This window comes from Rhodococcus sp. HNM0563 (assembly GCF_012726195.1).
Classification (GTDB): domain Bacteria; phylum Actinomycetota; class Actinomycetes; order Mycobacteriales; family Mycobacteriaceae; genus Rhodococcus.
This window is the reverse complement of sequence record NZ_JAASAF010000002.1, coordinates 182,008-203,070: the sequence shown is the minus strand read 5'-3', so window position 1 is coordinate 203,070 and position 21,063 is coordinate 182,008. Positions and strand designations below refer to the sequence as shown.

Here is a 21,063-nt window from a genome sequence, read left to right as displayed (position 1 = left end):
CGTGGGCGAAGGCATTCTCGTTGCCGGAACGACCTCGGACGCAGGAAAGTCCGTGGTCGTCACCGGAATCTGCCGGGCGCTGTCGCGGCGGGGCCTGACGGTCGCTCCGTTCAAGGCGCAGAACATGTCGAACAACTCGATGGTCGCGGTCGATGCCGCGACCGGCGACGGGGTGGAGATCGGGCGCGCCCAGTGGATTCAATCCGTCGCCGCGCGCGCCGTTCCGGAATCCGCCATGAATCCGGTGCTCCTCAAGCCGGGCAGCGATCGGCGCAGCCACGTCGTCGTGCGCGGTCGTCCCGCCGGAACTCTCGAGGCCGGTGAGTTCGCGGGCGGGCGGAAGCACCTCGCGGAGGCGGCGTTCACCGCATTCGACGACCTGCGCGGACGTTTCGACGTCGTGGTGTGCGAAGGTGCGGGTAGCGCTGCCGAAATCAACCTGCGCGCACATGATTACGTCAACATGGGCCTCGCGCAACACGGGGGGTTGCCGACGATCGTCGTCGGGGACATCGACCGCGGCGGCGTCTTCGCGTCGATGTACGGCACGCTGGCCTTGCTCGATGCCGCTGATCAGCAGTTGATTCGTGGGTTCGTGATCAACAAGTTCCGCGGCGACGTGGGTCTGCTGAAACCGGGCCTCGATTCGCTACACGAGCTCACCGGGCGTCCCGTTCTCGGTGTCCTGCCGTGGCAACGCGACCTGTGGCTCGATTCCGAGGACTCGCTCGCCCTCACCTCGCGACCCTCACATGGCGACGAGGGTGCCCTCACGATCGCGGTGGTGATGGTGCCCCGCGTCAGCAACTTCACCGACGTCGACGCGCTCTGCCTCGAACCCGATGTGCGGGTCCGTTTCGTCGACGATCCGCGGGCTCTCGCGGATGCGGACATCGTGATCTTGCCGGGCACCCGGGCCACTCTCGCCGACCTCGAGTGGCTGCGGTCGCGGGGCCTCGACGTCGCCATCGTCGATCACGCCCGTGCGGGTGGTGCCGTGTTGGGGATCTGCGGCGGATTCCAGATGCTCGGACGCGAGATCACCGACCCGCACGGAGTCGAGGGACGCCCCGGCGCGGTGGCGCAAGGGCTCGGCCTGCTCGACGTCCGAACAGAGTTCGGGCCGGACAAAGTGCTGCGGCTGCCTTCGGGCACCGCGCTGGGTGCGTCTGCGTCCGGCTACGAGATCCACCACGGACGCGTGGAAGTCGACGGCGCCGACGAGTTCCTCGGTGGTGCGCGCAGTGGCAACGTCTTCGGAACGATGTGGCACGGCAGTCTCGAAGGCGACGAACTGCGCAGTGCGTGGCTGCGCGAGGTAGCCGTGGGCTCGGGGCGTGAGGTCAGCACGGGCACGGTGAGTTTCGCCTCGGCACGTGAGGCGAGAATCGAGCTTCTCGCCGACATGATCGACGAGCATCTGGACGTCGATGCACTGCTCTCGATGTTGACGGACGCACCGGTGCTGCCCACCCTGTCGGGAACGCTGCGATGACCGTGCTCGTTCTCGGCGGCACCGGGGAAGCGCGAGCGCTCGCGGTTGCGTTGCAGGACAGGGGAGTCGATGTCGTCTCATCACTCGCTGGGCGCGTCCGGAATCCGCGGCTGCCGGTGGGGCCGGTCCGTAGCGGTGGTTTCGGAGGCGTCGACGGACTCGCGAACTATCTGCGCGACAACAGTATCGACGCGGTCGTGGACGCGACGCACCCGTTTGCCGCGGGGATCAGCGCCAACGCGGCAGCAGCCTGCGCACACGCAAACGTCCCACTCCTGCGCCTTCAACGCCCCGGGTGGGCGGACGACGGCACGTGGATCTGGGTCGACGGCCACGACGCCGCTGCTACGGTAGCCGCGACCGGCGAGGGCATCTTTCTCAGTACGGGACGTCAGACGCTGGACCGTTTCGTCGGCCCGCTCGGTGGGCATCGGGTGACGGTGCGCGTGGTCGATCCTCTGGACCGCGAGGTCCCGCCGTCCTGGACGGTGGTGCAGGCCCGCGGGCCCTACACCGTCGAAGGTGAGCGAACGCTGATGCAGGACAACGGGATAGATACCCTCGTCACGAAGGATTCGGGCGGTGAACTCACCCGCGCGAAGCTCGCTGCCGCCGGTGAACTCGGGGTGCGGGTCATCGTGGTGCGCCGCCCCGCGGCTCCGGCCGGCGTCGCGACGGTGGCATCGGTCGACGATGCCGTCGAGTGGGTTCTCAGATCTGTGGACCCTCCGATCTGAGGTCGTCGACCTTCTTCATCGCCTCTCGTAGTTCGGTGAGCCACTCGTCGGTGTGCTGGCCGGCGAGTCGCACCGTCCATTTGAGCGCGTCGGAGCGTGATCGGGCTACCCCGGCGTCGACGAGAGTGTCGAGGACCTTGCGTTCGGGTTGACGCAGTCGCGTCATGACCGGCACCGCGAGATGGGTGAACAAAACGTCGTGGCCGCCGAGCGTGACCCCCCACGCGACCTTGCGACCGTAGCGGGCCTCGGCCTCGTCGGCTATGCGCATCCGTTCGGGGCGGGTGCTTTCCCGGAACCGGGAGATGCGTCCTTCGACGACTGCGTCGGACGCGTCGTCGGGTGCCGGGAGTTCGCCGGTCACGATGATTTCTTCGCGGTCGACCTCCACGGTGGCGGGCCCGGTGAACCAGTTGTCGGGTAGGCGGCCGGAGAACCATTCCTCGGCATCGCCGGCGTCGGGCACACCTGCCTGCTGCCAGCCTCCGGGGCGGCCGAAGCCGCGTGAGTGCATGTGTGGATTTCGCATGATCGTCCTCCTCGGACGGATCGACGTGCAGTTTTGCACTGATTACAGTGTTGCACTTATACGTGATCGGCGCCACATTGTGGTTGAGTGTGCAGTTCTCAACCGCAGGACCTGGAGCTTTCTCGGAGATCGGGTGCAGAACTGCACTCTCGGGTTTTCGCGCGGACGTTCACAGCAAACTGACAGGTTCATCGCACGTTTCCTCGAGCGCCGCTTGTTGTACTCGACTCGTTCATCGAGACGAGACGGCGAAGGGTGTTCCATGAGTGTGTTCGACCGGTTCCGGAGAGGTTCGCCCGGTGGTGCGGCGCATGCCGAAGACGTTCCCACTCGCCCCACCGGCTATCAGCAGACCGCGAGCAGATTGCACTCCTTCAATCGATACGAGATCAAATACCTCGTCGACGAGATGCGTGTTCCACAACTGCGTGCGGAACTGGCCGCGCGTATGGAGAACGACCCGTTCTCCCCGCGCGGGGGCTATCCGGTGACGTCGGTCTACTACGACACCCCGAGCCTGCGCTTCTACTGGGAGAAGATCGAGGGGCTGAAGTTCCGCCGCAAGGTGCGGATGCGACTCTACGGCGCGCCGCACGAATGCACCGAGGACTCGTCCGTGCAGATCGAGATCAAGCAGCGCGTCAACCGAGTGACCCAGAAGCGACGCATTGCCTTGCCCTACGGCACAGCGCGAAGCTGGCTCGACGACCGTCAGGCCATCCGGTGCGAACCGTCGCAGCGACCCTTCGTCAAAGAAGTGACCACCCTGATCGGCAACCTCGATCTGCGGCCGATCGTGACGACCGGATATCTGCGGGAGGCTTTCGTCGGCGTCGACGCCGATCTGGGTTTGCGCGTGACCATCGACCACAAGGTCCACGGCCGCGACCGAGATTTCCATTTCGCTGCGCCCGCAGAGAATCGCTTCACGATTCCTCCCAAGCTTGCGATCGTCGAGATCAAGGCGAACGAACGTGTCCCGTATTGGGTGACGGATATGACCGCGCGTCTCGACATGTCGGTGAATCGGATTTCCAAGTATTGCCAGTCCGTCGAAGCATTCGGACTCGCACCGCGGTCCCGAGTGGGCGCACCCGAACTCGTTGTGCCCGATGACGTAGACACCTCTCTGCCCACCGACGTCTTCCGCGCCGTTCCGGCCCACTGATCCACAGATACAGGACAACTTCATGAACTTCGATTTCCAGGACCTCAGTGGAACTTTCACGACACTCGACATCATCATGTCGCTGTCGTTGTCGTTCGTTCTCTCGGCCATCATCGGCTGGGTCTATCGCTACACCCACAAGAATGTCTCCTACAGCCAGTCGTATGTGCAGACCCTCGTCATGGTGGGCATGGTCGTGGCACTGATCATGCTTGTCGTCGGATCGAACATCGCCCGTGCATTCGCGCTCGTCGGTGCATTGTCGGTGGTCCGATTCCGCAACGCCATCAAGGAAACCCGTGACGTGGGGTTCATCTTCCTGGTGATGGCGATCGGCATGACCACCGGCACTCGCTTCTATGTGCTCGCGATCGCCGCGACCATCGCGATCTGCCTGGTGCTGGTGCTGATGAACAAGTTCAACTGGTTCAAGCTCGACGTTCAGCGACAGGTCGTGAAGGTCCAGGTGCCACCGGAGACCGGATACACCGACCTCGTCTCCGATGTGCTGATCCAGTACTGCACCGAGTTCGAACTGGTATCCACCGAATCCGTCCGCGGTGGTGCCCTCACCGAGCTGTACTACACGGCACAGCTGAAGAAGGGCAAGCAGTCCAGCGATCTGATTGCCGCGTTGAACGAGGTCAACGCCGGCCAACGCGTCACTGTTCTCACCGGATACGACCAGACGGACATCTGATGGACGAGCCCACGACCGGGCCGCGAAAACGGTTGCGGCACAAGATTCCGACGTCGCTGCGTCAGCATTGGACGATCGCCGTAGCGCTGGTCGCCTTCGTCGCGCTCGTGGGGACGGTGTTCGGCGCCGCCCGCATCCGCCCTTACATCACCGGCGACGCCACCGTGATCACGTCCGATATCACCGAGAACATCGAGGGCACCGTCGACCTGTTCGACACGTCGGTCGAGCACGAGGTGTCGCTCGAGATCAGCGATGTCGAATACAACGACATGGTCGACTCGTACGTCGACGACGGCGAGAAGGAGTGGGTCACCGCCGACATCACCATCGACGGCACATTGATCACCGACGTCGGCGTCCGACTCAAGGGCAACTCGACACTCTCGGCGTTGCGAGGCGGCATGGGAGGCGGCCCAGGTGGCGAGGACGGCGGGTTCCGGACGCCGGAAGGAATGGAACTACCGGAGGGATTCGAAATCTCCGAGGACTTCGACCCTGCAGCGATGTTCGGCGGAGGTGGCGGTATGCCTGGGATGGGCGGCACCAGTATTTCGGTGGACGATCCGACGTCGCTGCCGCTGCTCATCGACTTCTCGAAGAATGTCGACGGCCGGGCATATCAAGGGATGACCCAGCTGTCGGTGCGACCGGGCTCACCGGTACTCAACGAAGCAATGGCGTTGTCGCTCACGGCCGCAACCGACCAGGCGACGCAGCGTTACGCCTACTCGGTGTATTCGGTCAACGACAGTGCGACCGCGACGCGTCTACTGCTGGAGCACCCGGACGAGTCGTACGCGAACTCCCTGTTCGACTCCGACGGGTATCTCTACAAAGCCGATGCGTCGTCGAAGTTCGCGTACGTCGGCGACGATCAGGCCGACTACACCGATCAGTTCAAGCAGCTCAATGCTGAGGGCACGGGCGACGTACAGCCGATCATCAGCTTTCTGAAGTGGATGGACTCGGCGAGCGACGAGGAGTTCGACGCACATCTCGCAGACTGGGTCGACGTCGACTCGTTCGCGCAGTACGTCGCCACGCAGAACCTCCTCGTGAACAGCGACGACATGTCCGGGCCCGGTCAGAACTACTACCTCTGGTACGACCTCGACACGGAGAAGATCTCGGTCGTGTCGTGGGATCTCAACATGGCAATGCAGGGCGGAACGACGGCCGGACCGAACGACACCGTCTCCATGGGCGGCGGCATGGCACCACCTGAGGGGATGGCCCTGCCTGAGGGGATGGCCCGGCCGAACCGCGGAGACGGAGGTGGGCCGTCGATGGGCGGGAACACTCTGAAGACCCGGTTCCTGGCCTCCGAAGCCTTCACCGAAGTCTACGAGGCGGCCTACTGGGATCTGTACGAACAGATGTACGGCAGCGGGCAGGCACTCGAGATCCTCGACGGTCTCGCGTCCAGCGTCCCGGTCAGCGACGGTCTGACCGCGGAAAGCCTGCAGTCGAGCGTCGACTCGATGCGGACCTGGATTCAGCAGCGCACTGACGCGCTCGCAGCGATATAGAAGCAACGCGCGTAGACAGCCACAACAGTTCTGAACGGTTGTGGCTGTCTACCACCGCCGCAAACTCGAATCACCGAGTGGCGCAGGCGACGAGCGCGGCCACTGCCAGTGCACCCAGCCCCACGCGGGAAGCGAGCCGCGCAGTGGGACCGATGTCGTCAGGTGTGGGTGCCGGCCCGTCGCCCAGCGTGCCGCGGTCTTCGGTGTCGCCGTGGTAGACGTTGATGCCGCCGAGCTGCACCCCTAGCGCACCTGCGAACGCCGATTCGACGGGCCCTGCATTAGGGCTTGGATGCCGATGCGCATCCCGCCGCCACGCGCGTATCGCAGCGCCCGGACGCGGACCCAGGCCGGCGGCAAGCAGCGCGGACAATCGTGCGGGAGCGAGGTTGAGCAGGTCGTCGAACCGTGCCGAGGCCCACCCGAACTTCTCCAGCCGGGGGGTGCGGTGACCGACTCGGGCGTCGAGCGTATTCGCTGCGCGATATCCCAGTAGTCCGGCCGGGCCGAGCAGTGCACCCCAGAAAAGCGGTGCGACAACGGCATCCGAGGTGTTCTCCGCGACCGACTCGATGGTGGCCCGCGCGATGCCGTTCTCGTCGAGCTGTGACGGGTCGCGTCCCACCAGGTGCGTCACCTGAACCCGCGCGGATGCGAGGTCATTGTCACGCAGCTGCGCGTCGATGGTGCGGGCCTCGCGCCCGAGTGAGCGACCACCGAGAACCACCCATGTGGCGAGAGCGGTGACACCGATACCGAGCCAGGGCCGGGACCGGGTGGCGCGATCGGTCGCACCGCCGAGCGCCGTCGCAGACCCGACGAGCAGCGACGTGAACACCACACCTGCGGCGCGGTTGTCGGCGTAGAGGATCTTCTCCGTGGCGCGCGCGAGCCTGCCGAATCCGCTCACCGGATGCCAGCGACCGGGGTCGCCGAACACCTGATCGGCCGCGTATCCGAGCGCCAGACCAGCGGCTCTCGACGTGCCGCTCACAGGATCGACCGCCATGCATCGGTCAAGGCATCGGTCACTGCCCGGTCGCGGACGGCGATCCGCACCCACTCGTCGTCGAGACCCGGGAACGTGTCGCCGCGGCGGAGCGCGAACCCCTTCGAACGCAACGCCTCCCGTGTTCCCTGCACTACCCGGACGAGAACGAACGGAGCGGCCGGATCTCCCGCGACCTCGAGCCCGAGACCGGTCAGTGCCTCCACGAGCGCGGCCCGATCGGTGGTGATCTCGTCGGCGATCACGCTCGCCTCATCCGTCGCTCTCGGTGCGGCGCATGCGATCATCGCCGCGGCGGCGGGTGTCGACACCGACCACGGCGGTTGTTGCGCCGCGAGATCGGTCACTATCTCGGGATCGCCGACGACGTACCCCGCGCGCACGCCGGGGATCGCCCAGGTCTTCGTCAACGACCGCACCGTGATCAATCCGGAGATACCCTCGTTCGAGAGCGATTCGGTTTCCCCCGGTATCGCATCCATGAACGCCTCGTCGATCACCACGACCCGGCCCGGACGCACCAGCGACCGCAGCGTCGACGCCGGGTGCAGCACCGACGTGGGATTGGTGGGATTGCCGACGATCACCAGATCCGCGTCGTCGGGCACCGTGGCAGGATCCAGCCGGAACCCGTCGCCGACACGCAGCAGGACGCGCCGGACCTCGTGGCCGGCGGCGAGGAGCGCAGCTTCGGGTTCGGTGAACTGTGGGTGCACCACCACCGGCATCCGCCAGGGACGTGCACGCGCGATCAAGGTGAATGCCTCGGCGCCGCCGGCGGTGGGCAGCACGTCGTCGATGCTGCGACGGTGCCGTCCGGCCAGTGCGGCGCGTGCCGCACCGGGGTCGGGATAGCGGTCGAGTGCATCGAGCGACGACCGCAGCGCCTCGTCGAGCCATCCCGGCCGCGGCCGCCGCGACACGTTCACCGCGAGATCGAACAGGCCGTCGGCGACGTCGCGATCCCCGTGATGGTGAAGGTCCGGTACCGCGACACGAGGGATCCGTGGGGGCGAGGCCACCGGCGTGGCCGCGCGTGCGGCGGCGACGAAGCGCTCCGCGAGCCGAGGGTGGCCGGCCCAGTGCGTGTGCAGATACGACGCGTGCAGCGTCGCGGTGGCGAACCCGTCGGGCCGTCCGTTCAGTAACCACGCGGGGGAGGGACCGGGTTCGACGGTGGTGCGGTGGAACTCGTGACCCGTCACTCGGGTTCCTGCGGGGCCGAGGAGGCTGTCGGCGGGGGCGATCGCGGTGCGGTAGCCGAGCGTCAGGCGCGGTGTCATGCGGGCGGAGACATCCAGGGCACCGACCATGTCGGCGCCGTCGACGTCTCGACACAGATACAGCAGTCCGGCGCATTCGGCGACGGTGGGCACACCTCCTGCGATGGCGGACCGAAGGTGTTCGCGTAAAGGAGCATTGGACGAGATGTCCGCGGCGTGCACCTCGGGGAAGCCGCCGCCGAGATAGATGCCTGCGGTGTCGTCGGGCAAGGCTTCGTCGCGCAACGGGTCGAAGGTGACCGTCCGGCATCCTGCCGCGCGCAAGATCTCCTCGGTCTCGGTGTAGCGGAACGTGAATGCGCGTCCCCCCGCGACGGCGATCACGGGGCCGTCAGCGCCCGAGACGGGCGGTGTCCACGGCGCAGCGGCCAGGTCGGGTGCGGAACGCGCGATGCGCTCGACCTCGTCGAGGTCGATGTGTTCGGCGATCTGCGACGCGAGACGATCCAATTGCCCCGCTGCCTCGGCACGCTCCTGGGCCGGGACGAGTCCCAGATGCCGCGACGGCGCGGAAATCCCGTCGTCGCGTTGCAGTACGCCGAGCACGGGGATGCCGGTGGATTCGAGTGCGGAAACGACCTCGTCCGAATGTCGCGGCGATCCGGCCTTGTTCAAGATCACGCCGGAGATGCGGACACCCCGGTCGTACGAGGCCATGCCGTGGACGACGGCGGCGATGGAGCGCGAGGCGTGCGAGATATCGACGACGAGTATCACCGGTGCACTCAGCAACCCTGCCACGTGGGCAGTCGATGCGTACCCGTCGGTACCGAGCATCCCGTCGTAAAGACCCATGACGCCCTCGACGACCGCCATGTCGGCGCCGCTCGCGCCGTGCAGGAACAACGGCGCAACAAGATCGTCGCCGACGAGGTGCGGATCGAGGTTGCGTCCGGGTCGGCCGGTCGCGAGCGCGTGGTAGCCGGGGTCGATGTAGTCGGGGCCGATCTTGTGCCCCGACACCGTGTGGCCGGCGCGGCGTAACGCGGCCATGAGACCTGTTGCCACGGTCGTCTTCCCGTGCCCGGATGCCGGTGCGGCAATGACGAAGCGTGGAATGGCTACCATGCTGCACCCTCTACCACGCTGTACCCTCTACCATTCGATGCCCTTCTGGCCTTTCTGCCCTGCATCCATCGGATGCTTGATCTTCGTCATCTCGGTGACCAGGTCGGCGACCTCGATCAGCTTGGGGTCGGCGCGACGCCCGGTGATCATCACGTGTTGATGTCCGGTCCGCGACGTCAGCGTCTCGACGACCTCCTCGACGTCGATCCAGCCCCAATTGATCGGATAGGTGAACTCGTCGAGCACGTACAGTCCGTGTTGCTCCGCGGCGAGACGTCGCTGAATCTCGCGCCACCCTGCGAGAGCATCGGCGGCGTGGTCCTCGTCGCTGCCTTCCTTGCGCGACCACGACCAGCCCGAGCCCATCTTGTGCCATTCGATCGCGCCGCCGGTGCCGCGCTCGTCGTGCAGCTCACCGAGGGTTTCGAACGCGGTCTGCTCGCCGAGCCGCCACTTCGCCGACTTCACGAACTGGAACACCGCGACCGACCAGCCCTGATTCCAGCCGCGCAGGGCCAACCCGAACGCGGCGGTGGACTTGCCCTTGCCGTCGCCCGTGTTGACCATCAGCAGGGGCCGGTTGCGGCGCTGGCGGGTGGTGAGCCCGTCGTTCGGTACGACCTCGGGTTGACCCTTCGGCATCAGGCTGCCCTCCCACGCACGATCGAAGTGAGGGCATCGGCATGAACCTCACCCACTTGTACATATTCGGCGCCGAGCCGGTCGGCGAGTTGCGCCGCGAGCCCCATCCGGAAGCGGCCGGTCTCGGAGTCGACGATGACCGCCGCGACCCCCTGGGCCCGAAGGACATCGGCGGCCTCGAGTGAACGGGCGACCGCGTCGGTGCCCGAGGTCGCGCGTCCGTCGGTGACGACGACGAGCAGCGCCCGCCTGTCCGGGTCGCGCAGCCGATGACGCCGGAGCGTCTCGGCGGCCTCGGCGAGTCCTTCGGCGAGGGGCGTGCGTCCTCCGGCCGGGAGCTCCCGCAGCCGCGCTGCGGCGACATCGACGGAGTTGGTCGGTGGCAATGCGACGGTGGCGCTGTTGCCACGGAACGTCACCAGGCCGACGGTGTCGCGGCGGCGGTACGCGTCGAGCAGCAGCGACAGGATCGCTGTCTTGACCTGTGTCATCCGTTGTCTGGCGGCCATCGACCCAGATGCGTCGACGCACAGCAACACAAGGTTCGCTTCCCGGCCCTCGACGATCTTGCGTCGCACCTCCCAGCCGCGTGGGGACAGCGCGCTCGCGCGGATCGTCGCGGGTAGGTGGATCGAGCCGGTGTCGCCGGCGCGGTCGCCGACGGTGCGCCCGATGGTGGTGGCCGCCTTCGATCGCCGGCCCGCGACGCCACGTCCGGTGCGGTCGACGGAGAACAGTCGTGTCCGGTACGGATCGGCCGGTGCATCCACCGAGTTCGGAACGCTTGCGTTCGAGCCGGACGGTGAGTCTGCAGGGGAGTCCTCCGGGTCGGGTGCGCCGCCACCGTCGGGGTCGTCGTCGGGATCGAGGTCGGGATCAGGCTGCGAATCGGGCCGGTTCAGCAAGTCGTCGAGCAGGTCGTCATCGGTATCGGGATCGTCGAACGGGTTGCGGCGCCGCCGATGCGGCAACGCGAGTTTCGCCGCGACCGCCACGTCCTCGCGGGTCACCTCGTCACGACCGGACCATGCCGCATGCGCGACCGCGGTCTTGGCCGTGACGAGATCGGCGCGCATACCGTCGACGTCGAACGCCGCGCATATCTCGGCGATCGAGACCAGAGCGTCGTCGCCCAGTCGCACCGTCGCCACGCGTTCGCGGGCCGATGCGATCCGCCGGGACAAATCCTGCTCGGCCGCGGACCACTGCGCGACGAACGAGTCGGGGTCCGCGTCGAATGCGAGGCGACGGCGCACGATCTCGACGCGCAACTGCGGGTCGCGGGGCGCTGCGACATCGACGGCGAGCCCGAACCGGTCGAGGAGCTGCGGACGGAGCTCACCCTCCTCGGGGTTCATGGTTCCAACCAGCACGAACGTCGCAGCGTGACTCACGGACACGCCGTCTCGCTCCACCGTCGAGCGCCCCATCGCGGCGGCATCGAGCAGTAGATCGACGAGGTGGTCGTGCAGCAGGTTCACCTCGTCGACGTACAGCACGCCGCGGTGTGCGAGCGCGAGCAGACCCGGCTCGTACTCGGCCGTACGAGCCGACAGCGCCTTGCCGAGGTGCAACGAGCCGGTGACGCGGTCTTCGCTCGCGCCGACGGGGAACTCCACGAGCCGTGCGGGCCGGAGGTGCGACAGCGCGTCGGCCGAGTGGGGGCCGTCGGGGCAGTGCGGATCGGGGGAGGCCGGGTCGCAAGCGAACCGGCAGCCGTCGACTTCTGCGACCTGCGGCAACAACCCCGCTTGCGCACGCACCATGGTCGATTTGGCGGTGCCCTTCTCGCCGCGCACCAGCACACCGCCGATCGACGGCGACACCGCGCACAGGGTCAGGGCCAGCGCCAGGTCGTCGGAACCGACGACAGCGCTGAACGGATACACGAGCACTCCAACCTCCACAGGCTCCCGCTGGGATGTCCACTTCGGCAACCGATCGAAGGCCGGTCTTCGGACTTCCCGGTCGAGCGTCGTGCGATCACCTTCCCGGACCTGGCGGTCCAGTGGCTGCGCTCATGCGCATGATCGACGACTCCCGGGTCACCGCAGCGGGCCTGTGCCGGATTCTCACCGGCTTCCCGATTATCCCTGTGAAGGGCACCTTCGATGTGTGTTGCTGCGGCCGAGTCTATCCACACCCACCCGTCTCCCGGACCACGGGCTACTGTTCACGGCCATGGGTTCTCGAATCACCGTCGTCGGAATCGGCGCCGACGGCTGGAGCAGCGTGCCGGCGACCGGCCGCGAGCGCATACTCGCTGCCGACGTGCTGCTCGGCGGTGAGCGTCACCTCGCGATGCTCCCGCCCACCGACGCGGTCCGCGAGCGGTGGCCATCCCCGCTGCTCAGTGGCCTCGACGACCTGCTCGCTCGGCATTCCGGCACAGTCGTGGCGCTTGCCTCCGGCGACCCCTTGGTCTCGGGGATCGGCTCGACCCTCATTCGCCGTCTCGGCGGCGACGCGGTCGAGGTGATCCCCTCGGTGTCGGCCGTGGCCTTGGCCCGGGCCCGCATGGGATGGGCGGCGGAGGAATGCGACACCGTGACCCTCGTCGGCCGCGAGGTCGACGCGTTGCGCCGCTATCTGACACGGGGCCGCCGGTTGGTCGTCCTGACCTCGGACTCGTCGAGTCCTGCGGAGCTCTCGCGGTTGCTCGTGGGGGAGGGGTTCCCCGATGCGAGGGTGACGGTACTCGGCGACCTGGGTGGTGAGGAGAGCCGAATCGACGGTGCCGCCGCGGATCTCGTGGACGTCACGGCTCCGCAGCTCAGTCTCCTGTGTATCGACTGCGCCGGTGCGGAGGGGCTGTCCACGATCCCGGGACTCCCGGACGATTGCTTCGAGAACGACGGTCAGCTCAGCAAACGGCCCATCCGGGCCGCCGCGGTGTGTGCACTCGGGCCCCGGCCCGGGGAGCTGCTGTGGGACGTGGGTGCCGGTGCCGGATCGGTCGGTATCGAATGGGCCCGCACCGATCCACGTTGCCGCACTATCGCGGTCGAGAGGGATTCGGCACGGGCCGACACGATCGTAATCAACGCAGCCCGGCTCGGCGTCCCGTCGCTGACGGTGGTGAGAGGCGGGGCACCCGAAGCTCTTTCCGGGTTGCCTGCACCCGACGCGATCTTCGTCGGAGGCGGCGGAAGCCGGGACGGAGTGCTCGAGACCTGCTGGCAGTCGCTGCGGCCGGGGGGTCGGCTCGTCGTGCACGCGGTGACGCTGGAGACCGAGGCAGTGCTGGTGCAGTGGTGGAAGGAATGTGGAGGGGAGCTGTCGCGGTTGTCCGTCGAGCAGGCCTCCTCGATCGGACGATTCACCGGATGGCAGTCGTTGCGCCCGGTGGTTCAATGGAGTGTCACGAAAGGTGATCGATGACAGTACATTTCGTGGGATCCGGCCCTGGTGCCGCGGATCTGTTGACGCTGCGTGCCGTCGACCTGCTCCGCGCAGCACCGGTCGTGCTGTATGCGGGCACGTATCTCGACGCCGAGATTCTTGCGCATTGCAGCAGCGAGGCCGAACTGATCGACACCCAGCATCTCGACCTCGATCAGATCACTGCGCACCTCGTCGACGCCGACCGTCGCGGCCACGATGCGGTGCGACTGTGCTCGGGTGACCCGTCGCTGTATTCGGCGCTCACCGAGCAGACCCGGCGCCTCGACGCCGCGGGCGTGGCGTGGGACGTCACGCCGGGTGTGCCTGCCTACGCGGCTGCTGCGGCGACGCTCGGCACGGAACTGACCGTGCCGGAACTCGTACAGACCGTCGTGCTCACGCGCACACAAGCGCGGTCGACGTCGATGCCCGACACCGAAGCGCTTGCGCGGGTCGCGGGTCTTCAGGCGAGTGTGGTTCTGCACCTGGCCATCACTCGCATACGTGCGCTTGCAGCCGAGCTGTCCGAGACCTACGGACCCGACTGCCCCGCGGCAGTGGTGGCATTCGCGTCGCGACCGAATCAGATCGTGCTGCGCGGCACGCTCGCCGATATCGCCGACCAGACCGAGGCGGCCGGGCTGAAACACACCGCGGTGATACTCGTCGGGCGTGCCCTCGGGGTCCGGGGCACGCCCGACGTAGCGTGCTCGCATCTCTACGATCCGGCACGCGACCGGCTCACTTGAGCATCGCGCCCGCATCGACGGGCAGGGTGACGCCGGTGATGAAGCGGGACTCCTCGGATGCAAGGAACAGCACCGCGTTGCTGATGTCGATCGCGTCGACCCACGGGGTCGGCAGGACATGCATCATCTGCGACAGCGGGGCGAAATCGTCCTTGGTCGGGTGCTCGAGGTCGGGCCGGAACATCTTGAAAGTCGCCTCGTTGAGAAGCATCGGAGTGCTCACCTGCGTCGGGCAGATCGCGTTGACGCGGATGCTTTCTTCGCCGAGCTCCATCGCGAGGGTGCGCATGATGCCGATCATGCCGTGCTTCGCGGAGACGTAGTGACCCACCTGCGGCAGTGCCCGAATGCCGCCGACCGAGCTGGTGAGGATGATCGAGCCACCGTTGCCGGCTTCGCGCATGTGCGGCACCGAGACGCGGGTCGTCACCCACACACCGGTGAGATTGACGTCGATCATGTCGCGCCAACCCTTCTCGTCGAGAGCATCGAGACGGTCACCTGAGCTCGCGAGACCCGCATTGGCGCAAATGATGTCGAGGCGACCGAACTGCGCGACACCGTCGTCGACGATCGCCTGCATCGCTGCCATGTCGCGGACGTCGGCCTGGGCTGCGTAGATTTTGCCGCCCGCCTTCTCGACCAGCGACACGGTCTCGTCGAGATCTTCGGGAGTCGACATCGGGATCGGCACCCCGTCCAGCTGCTTACAGACGTCGACCGCGATGATGTTGGCACCCTCTTCCGCCAATCTCACCGCGTGGCTGCGTCCCTGACCGCGTGCTGCGCCCGTGATGAATGCGACCTTGCCTTCGACCCGTCCCGTCATGTCACTCCCCTGTGCTTGGTGTGGTGGCCGCGGCAGCCTTCACTGCCGCGATGATTCCCTGGTAGCCGGTGCATCGGCAGATGTTCCCGGACAGTGCTTCCCGGATCTCTCCATCGGTCGGCGACGGGTTCTCCTCCAGGAACGCCGTGGCCGAGACGATGAACCCCGGTGTGCAGAAACCGCATTGGAGTCCGTGATGATCTCGGAATGCGGCTTGGACCGGCGACAACGTACCGTCGTCCGATGCCATCGCTTCGATCGTGGTGACCTCGGCGCCGTCGGCCTGCACCGCGAAGACGAGGCACGCACGAACGGCCTGCCCGTCGAGTAGGACGGTGCACGCGCCGCACACTCCGTGCTCGCAGCCGAGATGTGTTCCGGTCAGTCCGCAGTCGACCCGAAGGTAGTCGGCCAGGGTCAGTCGCGGGGGCACCGAGTCGCGACGCGGGCTCCCGTTGACACGAACTTCGATATCGACATCGGTCATCAGAGTTCCTCCCGAGCTGTTGCCTCATCCACCGCGCGACGCCACGCCTGCGCTGTGATCGTCGCTCCCACCCGCCTGCGGTAGGTCGCGGGTCCGTGCAGGTCGTCCGACACCGTGTCGAGCGAACCGAGTGCGCTTCGTCCGACCTCCTCGGCATCGATCTCGCGGATGCTGCGCCCGAGCAGTTCCGACTCCACCGCGGTGGCTCGGACGGGGGTCGGAGCCACGCCGAACAGTGTGATCGCGCACCGATCCAGCGTCGAGGCAGCATCGAGGCGGATCGCGATCGCTGCTCCGGCGAGTGCGAAGTCGCCTGTCCGTCGCGCGAATTCTTCGATCGCGAAGCCGGAGCGTCCGCTCCACGTCGGAAAGCTCACGCCCGTGAGCAATTCGTCGGTCTCCAGCGCGGTCGTCCACATGCCGGTGAAGAAGTCCGAGGCCGCGATGGTGCGGTTGCCCCGAGGCGACAATGCCTCGATCTCTGCATCCAATGTCATTGCCACCGCCGGGTATTCGGCGGCCCCGTCGCCGTGGGCGATCGAGCCTCCGAGGGTGCCGCGGTTGCGGATCTGGAAGTGGCCGATCAACGGCGTCGCGCGGGACAACAGGGGGACCGCCGTTGTGAGTTCGGCGGAACGACCGACCGTCGAGTGCGTGGTGCCCGCCCCGATCCACATCGTGTCGCCGCGCCTTTCGATCCCGCGCAATTCGGTGAGTTTGCGCAGGTCCACGAGGTGGTCGAACACGGCGAGCCGCAGGTTGAGCATCGGCATGAGGCTCTGCCCGCCCGCGATGAACTTTGCTTCGTCGCCCAGTTCGGCGATGAGCGCGACCGCGTCGGTTGCGGTGCCGGGTGCGTGGTAGTCGAATGCCGAGGGCTTCATGCCTTCACCGCCTGGACTTCGTCGAGCATTCGGATGATCGTGGCCGGGGACAAGGGCAGGCTGTTCACTTCCACTCCGAAGGGTGCCAACGCATCGGCGACCGCGTTGACCACAGCGGGGGACGCCCCGATCGCACCACCCTCACCGACACCCTTGTAGCCGCCGGGCCCGGTGCTGGGCGATTCGACATGCCCGATCTCGATGTCCGGGACAGTGTCGGTAGTGGGAAGCAGATAGTCCATGAAGGTGGTGGTCACGGGGTTACCGTCGTCGTCGTACGCAAGGTGCTCGTAGAGCGCACCACCGATTCCCTGAACGGTGCCGCCGTAGATCTGGCCCTCGACGATATCCGGGTTGATCATCGGACCGCAGTCCTCGCCGACGATGAACCGGAGGATCTTCACGGCACCTGTGGTGATGTCGACCTCACATGTGCAGACGTGGGTCGCGTTGGCCCACAACATCATGGACGGCGAATGGTAACGGCCGCTCGATTCGAGTCCGGGAGGCACACCGGGCGGCAGTGTCTCGGCCTGGAAGTAGGAGATCTCGGCGATCTCCTTCAGCGTGATCCCGACGGACGGAACGCCACGGACCGTCGCGCGACTGTCCACGAATTCGATGTCCTCGACTGCGGCCTCGAGTTTGTGCGCGGCGATGGCGAGGATGCGGTCGCGCAGCACCGACGCGGTTTCCCGGACTGCTCCCGCGATCATCGACCCGGAACGGCTGCCACCGGTTCCGGCGCCGAACGGGGTGATCGCGGTGTCGCCCTGGATGGTGTGGACGTCGGCGATGTCGACTCCGAGCGCATCTGCGGTGAGCTGCACGGCGGCGGTTTCGAGGCTGTTGCCGGACGACCCACCTGCAACGTAGACGTTCACTTTGCCCGAGGGCTCGATCCGAATCGTCGCACCTTCGGTGGCATGGAACGGCGTTGCACCCGTGGTGGGTTCGATATAGGTACAGGTGCCGACCCCGAGGTAGCGTCCGTCGGCGCGTGCGCGCTCCTGTTCCTTCCGGAACGCGTCGTAGTCGAGGATCGACAGTGCATGCTCGAACGTCTCGAGTGGTGTCGAGTCGTTGTACGGCATACCCAGCGGGTTGGCGAACGGCAGATCGGCTGCGCTGAGCATGTTGCGTCGCCGGAGTTCGACGGGGTCGATGTCCATCTGACGTGCTGCGACATCGAGGAGCATCTCGCGGGCGAGGGACTCGAACTGCCAGGGCCCTCGGTACGCGACCCGCCCCACGGTGTTCGTGTACGTCAGTTTCATCGAGAAGGCTGCGGCGGGAACCCGGTAGGGTCCGGGGAACAGCATCCCGACGACCGCCCCGGACGTCACCGGTGACGGTATGGGGTAGGCGCCGACGTTCTGGACGTGGTCGATCGAGGCACCGAGCAGTGTGCCGTCGGCGTCGAAGGCGAAACGCGCGTCGCCGCATTCCTGGCGGGCCATGCCTGCCGACATCATGTGTTCCTGGCGGTCTTCGATCCATTTCACTGCGGCCGGAAGTTTTCTGGCGGCGAGTAACACGGCGATGTCCTCGCGCTGCGGAACGACTTTCTGCCCGAAGCCACCGCCGGTGTCGCGCATGATCACCCGGACGCTGTGCTCGTCGAGCCCGAGGAGTCGGGCGGTGAAGCCGCGGACCTCGTGCGGGGATTGCGTGGAGGCCCAGACGGTCATCTCGCCGGCCGACCACTCGGCGACGAGGCCGCGGGTCTCCATGGGAACCGCGATATAGGCCTGCTGATTGATGGTGCGGGAGACGACGTGGGCTGCCTCGTCGAACGTTTTCGCCAGCTCGTCGGGCATTGGGCCGCCCATCGCCGCGGCGATGTTCGCGGGATGCGCGGCGTGGACCTGCTCGTCGGCACGATCGGCTGTGGTGTAGTCGATGACCGGCGTGAGCTGTTCGTAGTCGACGGCGACGAGTTCGACTGCGTCCTCGGCGATGTACCGGTCGCGAGCTACGACCAGTGCGACAGGATCGCCGACGAACCGCACCTCGTCGTCGGCGAGCGGGGGCCAGTTCAGGGCGGGCATGTACGGCCCGTCGAGTGCGTAGGTCTGCTCGTGGATTCCCGGTGCGAGATCGGCGGCGACGTATACCGCGTGGACCCCCTCGAGTGCGAGGGCCTCGCTGACGTCGATGTCGACGATGCGGGCGCGCGCGAGTGGGCTGCGCACGAAGCATGCGTGGAGCATGCCCGGTCGTGTGACGTCGTCGACGAACATGCCGGCGCCGGTCAGGAGTCGGGGGTCTTCGACTCGCTTGATGCGAGTCCCGACGTAAGCGGAAATGCTGGGCCTCATCACAGAAATTCTCACCTCGGCCTTCGGTGGATGCTGAGCAAGTGTCTAGCACCCCTCGGAGTGAGGTGTCAATCACATTCTCTTCAAGAGAGCATGCTCTTCTCGCAGGTGCGGGGCCCGGGTGTGCCGTGTGACGTCGGAGAACGGCGATGTGCGGGGTGGTTGACAGTCGCCCGGTGAACGTCGTTCACTGCGTGGGGTGAACGACGTTCACCGAAGTGGCGATGGAGGACCGGGATGGATACAGCGACCCCGTCGCGAAGTGCGGCGTCCAGCGGGGTGATCACGGCACTGTTGAGCGTCGCGGGTCTCGTCGTGGCTCTCCAGACCACCCTCGTGGTACCCCTGTTACCGGATCTCCCGGAACTGCTCGACGTCACAGCGGGTGATGTCGGCTGGCTCATCACCATCACGTTGCTGACCGGAGCAGTGGCCACGCCCATCGTCTCCCGGATGGCCGACATGTACGGCAAGCGCCGGATGATGGTGTTGTCGTTGTCGATGATGGTCGCCGGTGCGCTGATCGCCGCGATCGGAGGCGACTATCTGTTCGTTCTCATCGGACGCGGCCTGCAGGGGTTCTCGTCGTCGCTCATTCCGGTGGCGATGGCGGTCCTGCGCGATGTGCTTCCTCGCGAGAAGGTCGCCGGGGCTGTGGCGCTCACCAGCTCCACGATGGGAATCGGTGGTGCGCTGGGCATGCCTGCGGCGGGCGCGCTGTACGACAATTTCGGCTGGACGTCCGTCTTCTGGGTGTCTGCGGCAGTCGGCGCATTGCTCATGCTGGGTATCCTGCTCGTCGTCCCCGCATCCGCGACGGGAACCCGCGCCCGCTTCGACATCCTCGGTGCGTTGTTGCTGTCGCTCGCCCTCACAGCTCTGCTCCTGGGGATCTCGAAGGGTCCGGCGTGGGGGTGGTCGAGTGCGCAGACCGTTGCGTGCTTCGCGGCGGCCATCGTGATCACGGCGATTCTCGTGCCGTATCAATTGCGAGTGAAGGCCCCGATGGTCGACCTGCGCGTGTCGGCGCGGCGTCCGGTGCTGCTCGCCAACCTCGCCGGGCTCTTCATCGGATTCTCCGCGTACGCCAGCCTGTTGGCGACCACACAACAATTGCAGCTACCCGAGATCACCGGATTCGGGTTCGGGCTCAGCGCTGCCACCGCCGGATTGTGCATGATCCCCGGCAGCCTGGCGATGTTCGTGACCTCACCGATAGCGGGGAAGCTCACCATGCGGCTCGGTGGGCGCTTCACCCTGATGCTCGGAACGATCGTCATGACCGTCGCGTACCTCTTCCGCATCGCGTGGGACGACACCGTCGCGCTGATCATCATCGGTGCCGCGATGGTGAGCATCGGCAACGCCTTGGCCTACGCGACCTTGCCTGCGCTGATCATGGCAGCTGTTCCGGTCACCGACACAGCTGCCGCGAACGGACTCAACAGTCTCCTGCGCACCATCGGGATGTCGAGCATGAGCGCGGTCGTTGCTGCGTTGCTCGCGAGTATCACCATCGACGCAGCCGGCGTGACCTTCCCTGCGCACGGCGCGATCATCGTGATCTTCGTGATCGCGGGTCTGTCCACGTTCGCGGCTACGCTGTGCGCCGTGCTGCTGCCGAAGCATCGGCCGGTGCGCACGCCTCCGGTCGCCGACACGGCCGAGGCGGCGTGAGTCGGCGATGAGCGAACGGACGACTCGCGACACCATTCTCGACGCCGCCCGGCCGCTGTTCACCGAGCGGGGTTTCAACGGCACCACCATCAGGGATATCGCCGAGGCGGCCGGTGTCTCACCCGCTCTGGTGATGAAGCTGACCGGCAGTAAGGCCGAGCTCTTCCAGGCTGCTGCGCCCGAATCTCCTGGACTCACCGACGCCGATCATCCCGACGAAGCCCCCGGCTACCGGCTGGTGCGGGCGATCGTGGACCGGCGAGACTCGGGTGACTACGAGTTCTGGGCAATGGCACCGTATCTCGTGCAGGAAGCTCCCGATCCCGAGGGTGCCCGCGCGGGGATGACGGAACGAATGGTACCCCGGATCGCGGCGGTGATCGGAGAGCACACGACCGAAATGGCACGTGCCCGAATGGTTGTGACGCTGCTCCTGGGCTTGGCGAGCGGTGTGCGCACCTTCGAGATCCTGACGCCCCAGACGATCGACAGCGCGAAGTTGATCGAAACGTACGGAGCGCTCGTGCAGCAGATCATCGACGACACCGAACTCTGACTCCTGCATCACC

18 protein-coding genes and 1 riboswitch are annotated in these 21,063 nt (G+C 66.6%); of the genes, 9 read left to right on the top strand and 9 right to left on the bottom strand.

Translation table 11 applies throughout. The annotated features are described in order from the left end of the window. Position 1: 1 nt before the first annotated feature. Entirely contained in the window at positions 2 to 1,495 is a 1,494-nt protein-coding gene (locus HCA61_RS04825; RefSeq protein WP_169687047.1) for a cobyric acid synthase, read from the top strand. Next, positions 1,492 to 2,232, top strand: a complete 741-nt coding sequence (locus HCA61_RS04820) for a cobalt-precorrin-6A reductase (protein ID WP_169687046.1) — start codon at positions 1,492 to 1,494, stop codon at positions 2,230 to 2,232. Before HCA61_RS04825 ends, HCA61_RS04820 begins: the two co-directional genes overlap by 4 nt. Here the strand turns inward: HCA61_RS04820 and HCA61_RS04815 are convergent. Beyond that, positions 2,207 to 2,761, bottom strand: a complete 555-nt coding sequence (locus HCA61_RS04815) for a hypothetical protein (RefSeq protein ID WP_169687045.1) — start codon at positions 2,759 to 2,761, stop codon at positions 2,207 to 2,209. The two genes, HCA61_RS04820 and HCA61_RS04815, sit on opposite strands and share 26 nt — an antisense overlap. A 262-nt stretch (positions 2,762 to 3,023) precedes the next feature. On the opposite strand from HCA61_RS04815, the gene HCA61_RS04810 reads away from it, so the two are divergent. Genes HCA61_RS04810 through HCA61_RS04800 form a run of 3 tightly spaced genes read left to right on the top strand, consistent with a single transcriptional unit; the run spans position 3,024 to position 6,161 of the window. Beyond that, entirely contained in the window at positions 3,024 to 3,929 is a 906-nt protein-coding gene (locus HCA61_RS04810; RefSeq protein ID WP_169687044.1) for a polyphosphate polymerase domain-containing protein, read from the top strand. Positions 3,930 to 3,951: 22 nt separating this feature from the next. Continuing rightward, positions 3,952 to 4,629 (top strand): DUF4956 domain-containing protein, encoded by a 678-nt coding sequence (locus HCA61_RS04805; RefSeq protein ID WP_169687043.1) that lies wholly within the window; start codon positions 3,952 to 3,954, stop codon positions 4,627 to 4,629. Beyond that, positions 4,629 to 6,161, top strand: coding sequence for a CotH kinase family protein (locus tag HCA61_RS04800; protein ID WP_169687042.1), 1,533 nt, complete (start codon positions 4,629 to 4,631; stop codon positions 6,159 to 6,161). The genes HCA61_RS04805 and HCA61_RS04800 overlap by 1 nt, the downstream gene beginning before the upstream one ends. Before the next feature lie 70 nt (positions 6,162 to 6,231). Here the strand turns inward: HCA61_RS04800 and HCA61_RS04795 are convergent, their stop codons facing one another. Genes HCA61_RS04795 through HCA61_RS04780 form a run of 4 tightly spaced genes read right to left on the bottom strand, consistent with a single transcriptional unit; the run spans position 6,232 to position 12,058 of the window. Beyond that, positions 6,232 to 7,170 (bottom strand): cobalamin biosynthesis protein, encoded by a 939-nt coding sequence (locus HCA61_RS04795; RefSeq protein ID WP_169687041.1) that lies wholly within the window; start codon positions 7,168 to 7,170, stop codon positions 6,232 to 6,234. After that, a complete protein-coding gene (locus HCA61_RS04790) occupies positions 7,152 to 9,521 on the bottom strand; it encodes a cobyrinate a,c-diamide synthase (protein WP_169687040.1) in 2,370 nt (789 codons plus the stop codon). The genes HCA61_RS04795 and HCA61_RS04790 overlap by 19 nt, the downstream gene beginning before the upstream one ends. 27 nt (positions 9,522 to 9,548) lie before the next feature. Then, a complete protein-coding gene (gene cobO, locus HCA61_RS04785; RefSeq protein WP_169687039.1) occupies positions 9,549 to 10,163 on the bottom strand; it encodes a cob(I)yrinic acid a,c-diamide adenosyltransferase in 615 nt (204 codons plus the stop codon). Then, a complete protein-coding gene (locus tag HCA61_RS04780; RefSeq protein WP_346777487.1) occupies positions 10,163 to 12,058 on the bottom strand; it encodes a VWA domain-containing protein in 1,896 nt (631 codons plus the stop codon). The genes cobO and HCA61_RS04780 overlap by 1 nt, the downstream gene beginning before the upstream one ends. 33 nt (positions 12,059 to 12,091) lie before the next feature. Then, a riboswitch (cobalamin riboswitch) is annotated at positions 12,092 to 12,288 on the bottom strand. A 56-nt stretch (positions 12,289 to 12,344) separates the two neighbouring features. On the opposite strand from HCA61_RS04780, the gene cbiE reads away from it, so the two are divergent. Continuing rightward, a complete protein-coding gene (cbiE, locus tag HCA61_RS04775) occupies positions 12,345 to 13,544 on the top strand; it encodes a precorrin-6y C5,15-methyltransferase (decarboxylating) subunit CbiE (RefSeq protein ID WP_169687037.1) in 1,200 nt (399 codons plus the stop codon). Then, the gene (locus HCA61_RS04770) at positions 13,541 to 14,296 is read left to right on the top strand and encodes an SAM-dependent methyltransferase (protein ID WP_169687036.1); all 756 of its coding nucleotides are present in this window, start codon (positions 13,541 to 13,543) and stop codon (positions 14,294 to 14,296) included. Before cbiE ends, HCA61_RS04770 begins: the two co-directional genes overlap by 4 nt. Here HCA61_RS04770 and HCA61_RS04765 read toward each other — a convergent pair. Genes HCA61_RS04765 through HCA61_RS04750 form a run of 4 tightly spaced genes read right to left on the bottom strand, consistent with a single transcriptional unit; the run spans position 14,289 to position 18,817 of the window. Beyond that, on the bottom strand, positions 14,289 to 15,125 hold the full coding sequence (locus HCA61_RS04765; protein WP_169687035.1) for a mycofactocin-coupled SDR family oxidoreductase: 837 nt from the start codon (positions 15,123 to 15,125) through the stop codon (positions 14,289 to 14,291). The two genes, HCA61_RS04770 and HCA61_RS04765, sit on opposite strands and share 8 nt — an antisense overlap. A gap of 1 nt (position 15,126) precedes the next feature. Further along, positions 15,127 to 15,612, bottom strand: a complete 486-nt coding sequence (locus HCA61_RS04760) for a (2Fe-2S)-binding protein (protein ID WP_169687034.1) — start codon at positions 15,610 to 15,612, stop codon at positions 15,127 to 15,129. After that, positions 15,612 to 16,496 carry a xanthine dehydrogenase family protein subunit M gene (locus HCA61_RS04755; RefSeq protein ID WP_169687033.1) on the bottom strand — a complete coding sequence of 295 codons (885 nt, stop codon included), beginning with the start codon at positions 16,494 to 16,496 and terminating at the stop codon, positions 15,612 to 15,614. Before HCA61_RS04755 ends, HCA61_RS04760 begins: the two co-directional genes overlap by 1 nt. Further along, positions 16,493 to 18,817 carry a xanthine dehydrogenase family protein molybdopterin-binding subunit gene (locus HCA61_RS04750; protein WP_169687032.1) on the bottom strand — a complete coding sequence of 775 codons (2,325 nt, stop codon included), beginning with the start codon at positions 18,815 to 18,817 and terminating at the stop codon, positions 16,493 to 16,495. Before HCA61_RS04750 ends, HCA61_RS04755 begins: the two co-directional genes overlap by 4 nt. A 237-nt stretch (positions 18,818 to 19,054) precedes the next feature. On the opposite strand from HCA61_RS04750, the gene HCA61_RS04745 reads away from it, so the two are divergent. Both HCA61_RS04745 and HCA61_RS04740 read left to right on the top strand, forming a co-directional pair. Next, entirely contained in the window at positions 19,055 to 20,494 is a 1,440-nt protein-coding gene (locus HCA61_RS04745; RefSeq protein WP_169687031.1) for an MFS transporter, read from the top strand. Between the two features lie 7 nt (positions 20,495 to 20,501). Next, positions 20,502 to 21,050 carry a TetR/AcrR family transcriptional regulator gene (locus HCA61_RS04740; RefSeq protein WP_169687030.1) on the top strand — a complete coding sequence of 183 codons (549 nt, stop codon included), beginning with the start codon at positions 20,502 to 20,504 and terminating at the stop codon, positions 21,048 to 21,050. Positions 21,051 to 21,063 lie beyond the last annotated feature (13 nt).

Excerpts from the sequence above, each read along its gene's own strand:
- cbiE (WP_169687037.1), top strand. The coding sequence starts at position 12,345 with ATGGGTTCTCGAATCACCGTCGTCGGAATCGGCGCCGACGGCTGGAGC.
- HCA61_RS04755 (WP_169687033.1), bottom strand. The coding sequence starts at position 16,496 with ATGAAGCCCTCGGCATTCGACTACCACGCACCCGGCACCGCAACCGAC.
- HCA61_RS04765 (WP_169687035.1), bottom strand. The coding sequence starts at position 15,125 with ATGACGGGACGGGTCGAAGGCAAGGTCGCATTCATCACGGGCGCAGCA.
- cobO (WP_169687039.1), bottom strand. The coding sequence starts at position 10,163 with ATGCCGAAGGGTCAACCCGAGGTCGTACCGAACGACGGGCTCACCACC.
- HCA61_RS04810 (WP_169687044.1), top strand. The coding sequence starts at position 3,024 with ATGAGTGTGTTCGACCGGTTCCGGAGAGGTTCGCCCGGTGGTGCGGCG.
- HCA61_RS04745 (WP_169687031.1), top strand. The coding sequence starts at position 19,055 with ATGGATACAGCGACCCCGTCGCGAAGTGCGGCGTCCAGCGGGGTGATC.
- HCA61_RS04750 (WP_169687032.1), bottom strand. The coding sequence starts at position 18,817 with ATGAGGCCCAGCATTTCCGCTTACGTCGGGACTCGCATCAAGCGAGTC.
- HCA61_RS04805 (WP_169687043.1), top strand. The coding sequence starts at position 3,952 with ATGAACTTCGATTTCCAGGACCTCAGTGGAACTTTCACGACACTCGAC.
- HCA61_RS04795 (WP_169687041.1), bottom strand. The coding sequence starts at position 7,170 with ATGGCGGTCGATCCTGTGAGCGGCACGTCGAGAGCCGCTGGTCTGGCG.
- HCA61_RS04820 (WP_169687046.1), top strand. The coding sequence starts at position 1,492 with ATGACCGTGCTCGTTCTCGGCGGCACCGGGGAAGCGCGAGCGCTCGCG.
- HCA61_RS04800 (WP_169687042.1), top strand. The coding sequence starts at position 4,629 with ATGGACGAGCCCACGACCGGGCCGCGAAAACGGTTGCGGCACAAGATT.
- HCA61_RS04770 (WP_169687036.1), top strand. The coding sequence starts at position 13,541 with ATGACAGTACATTTCGTGGGATCCGGCCCTGGTGCCGCGGATCTGTTG.
- HCA61_RS04760 (WP_169687034.1), bottom strand. The coding sequence starts at position 15,612 with ATGACCGATGTCGATATCGAAGTTCGTGTCAACGGGAGCCCGCGTCGC.
- HCA61_RS04815 (WP_169687045.1), bottom strand. The coding sequence starts at position 2,761 with ATGCGAAATCCACACATGCACTCACGCGGCTTCGGCCGCCCCGGAGGC.
- HCA61_RS04740 (WP_169687030.1), top strand. The coding sequence starts at position 20,502 with ATGAGCGAACGGACGACTCGCGACACCATTCTCGACGCCGCCCGGCCG.
- HCA61_RS04790 (WP_169687040.1), bottom strand. The coding sequence starts at position 9,521 with ATGGTAGCCATTCCACGCTTCGTCATTGCCGCACCGGCATCCGGGCAC.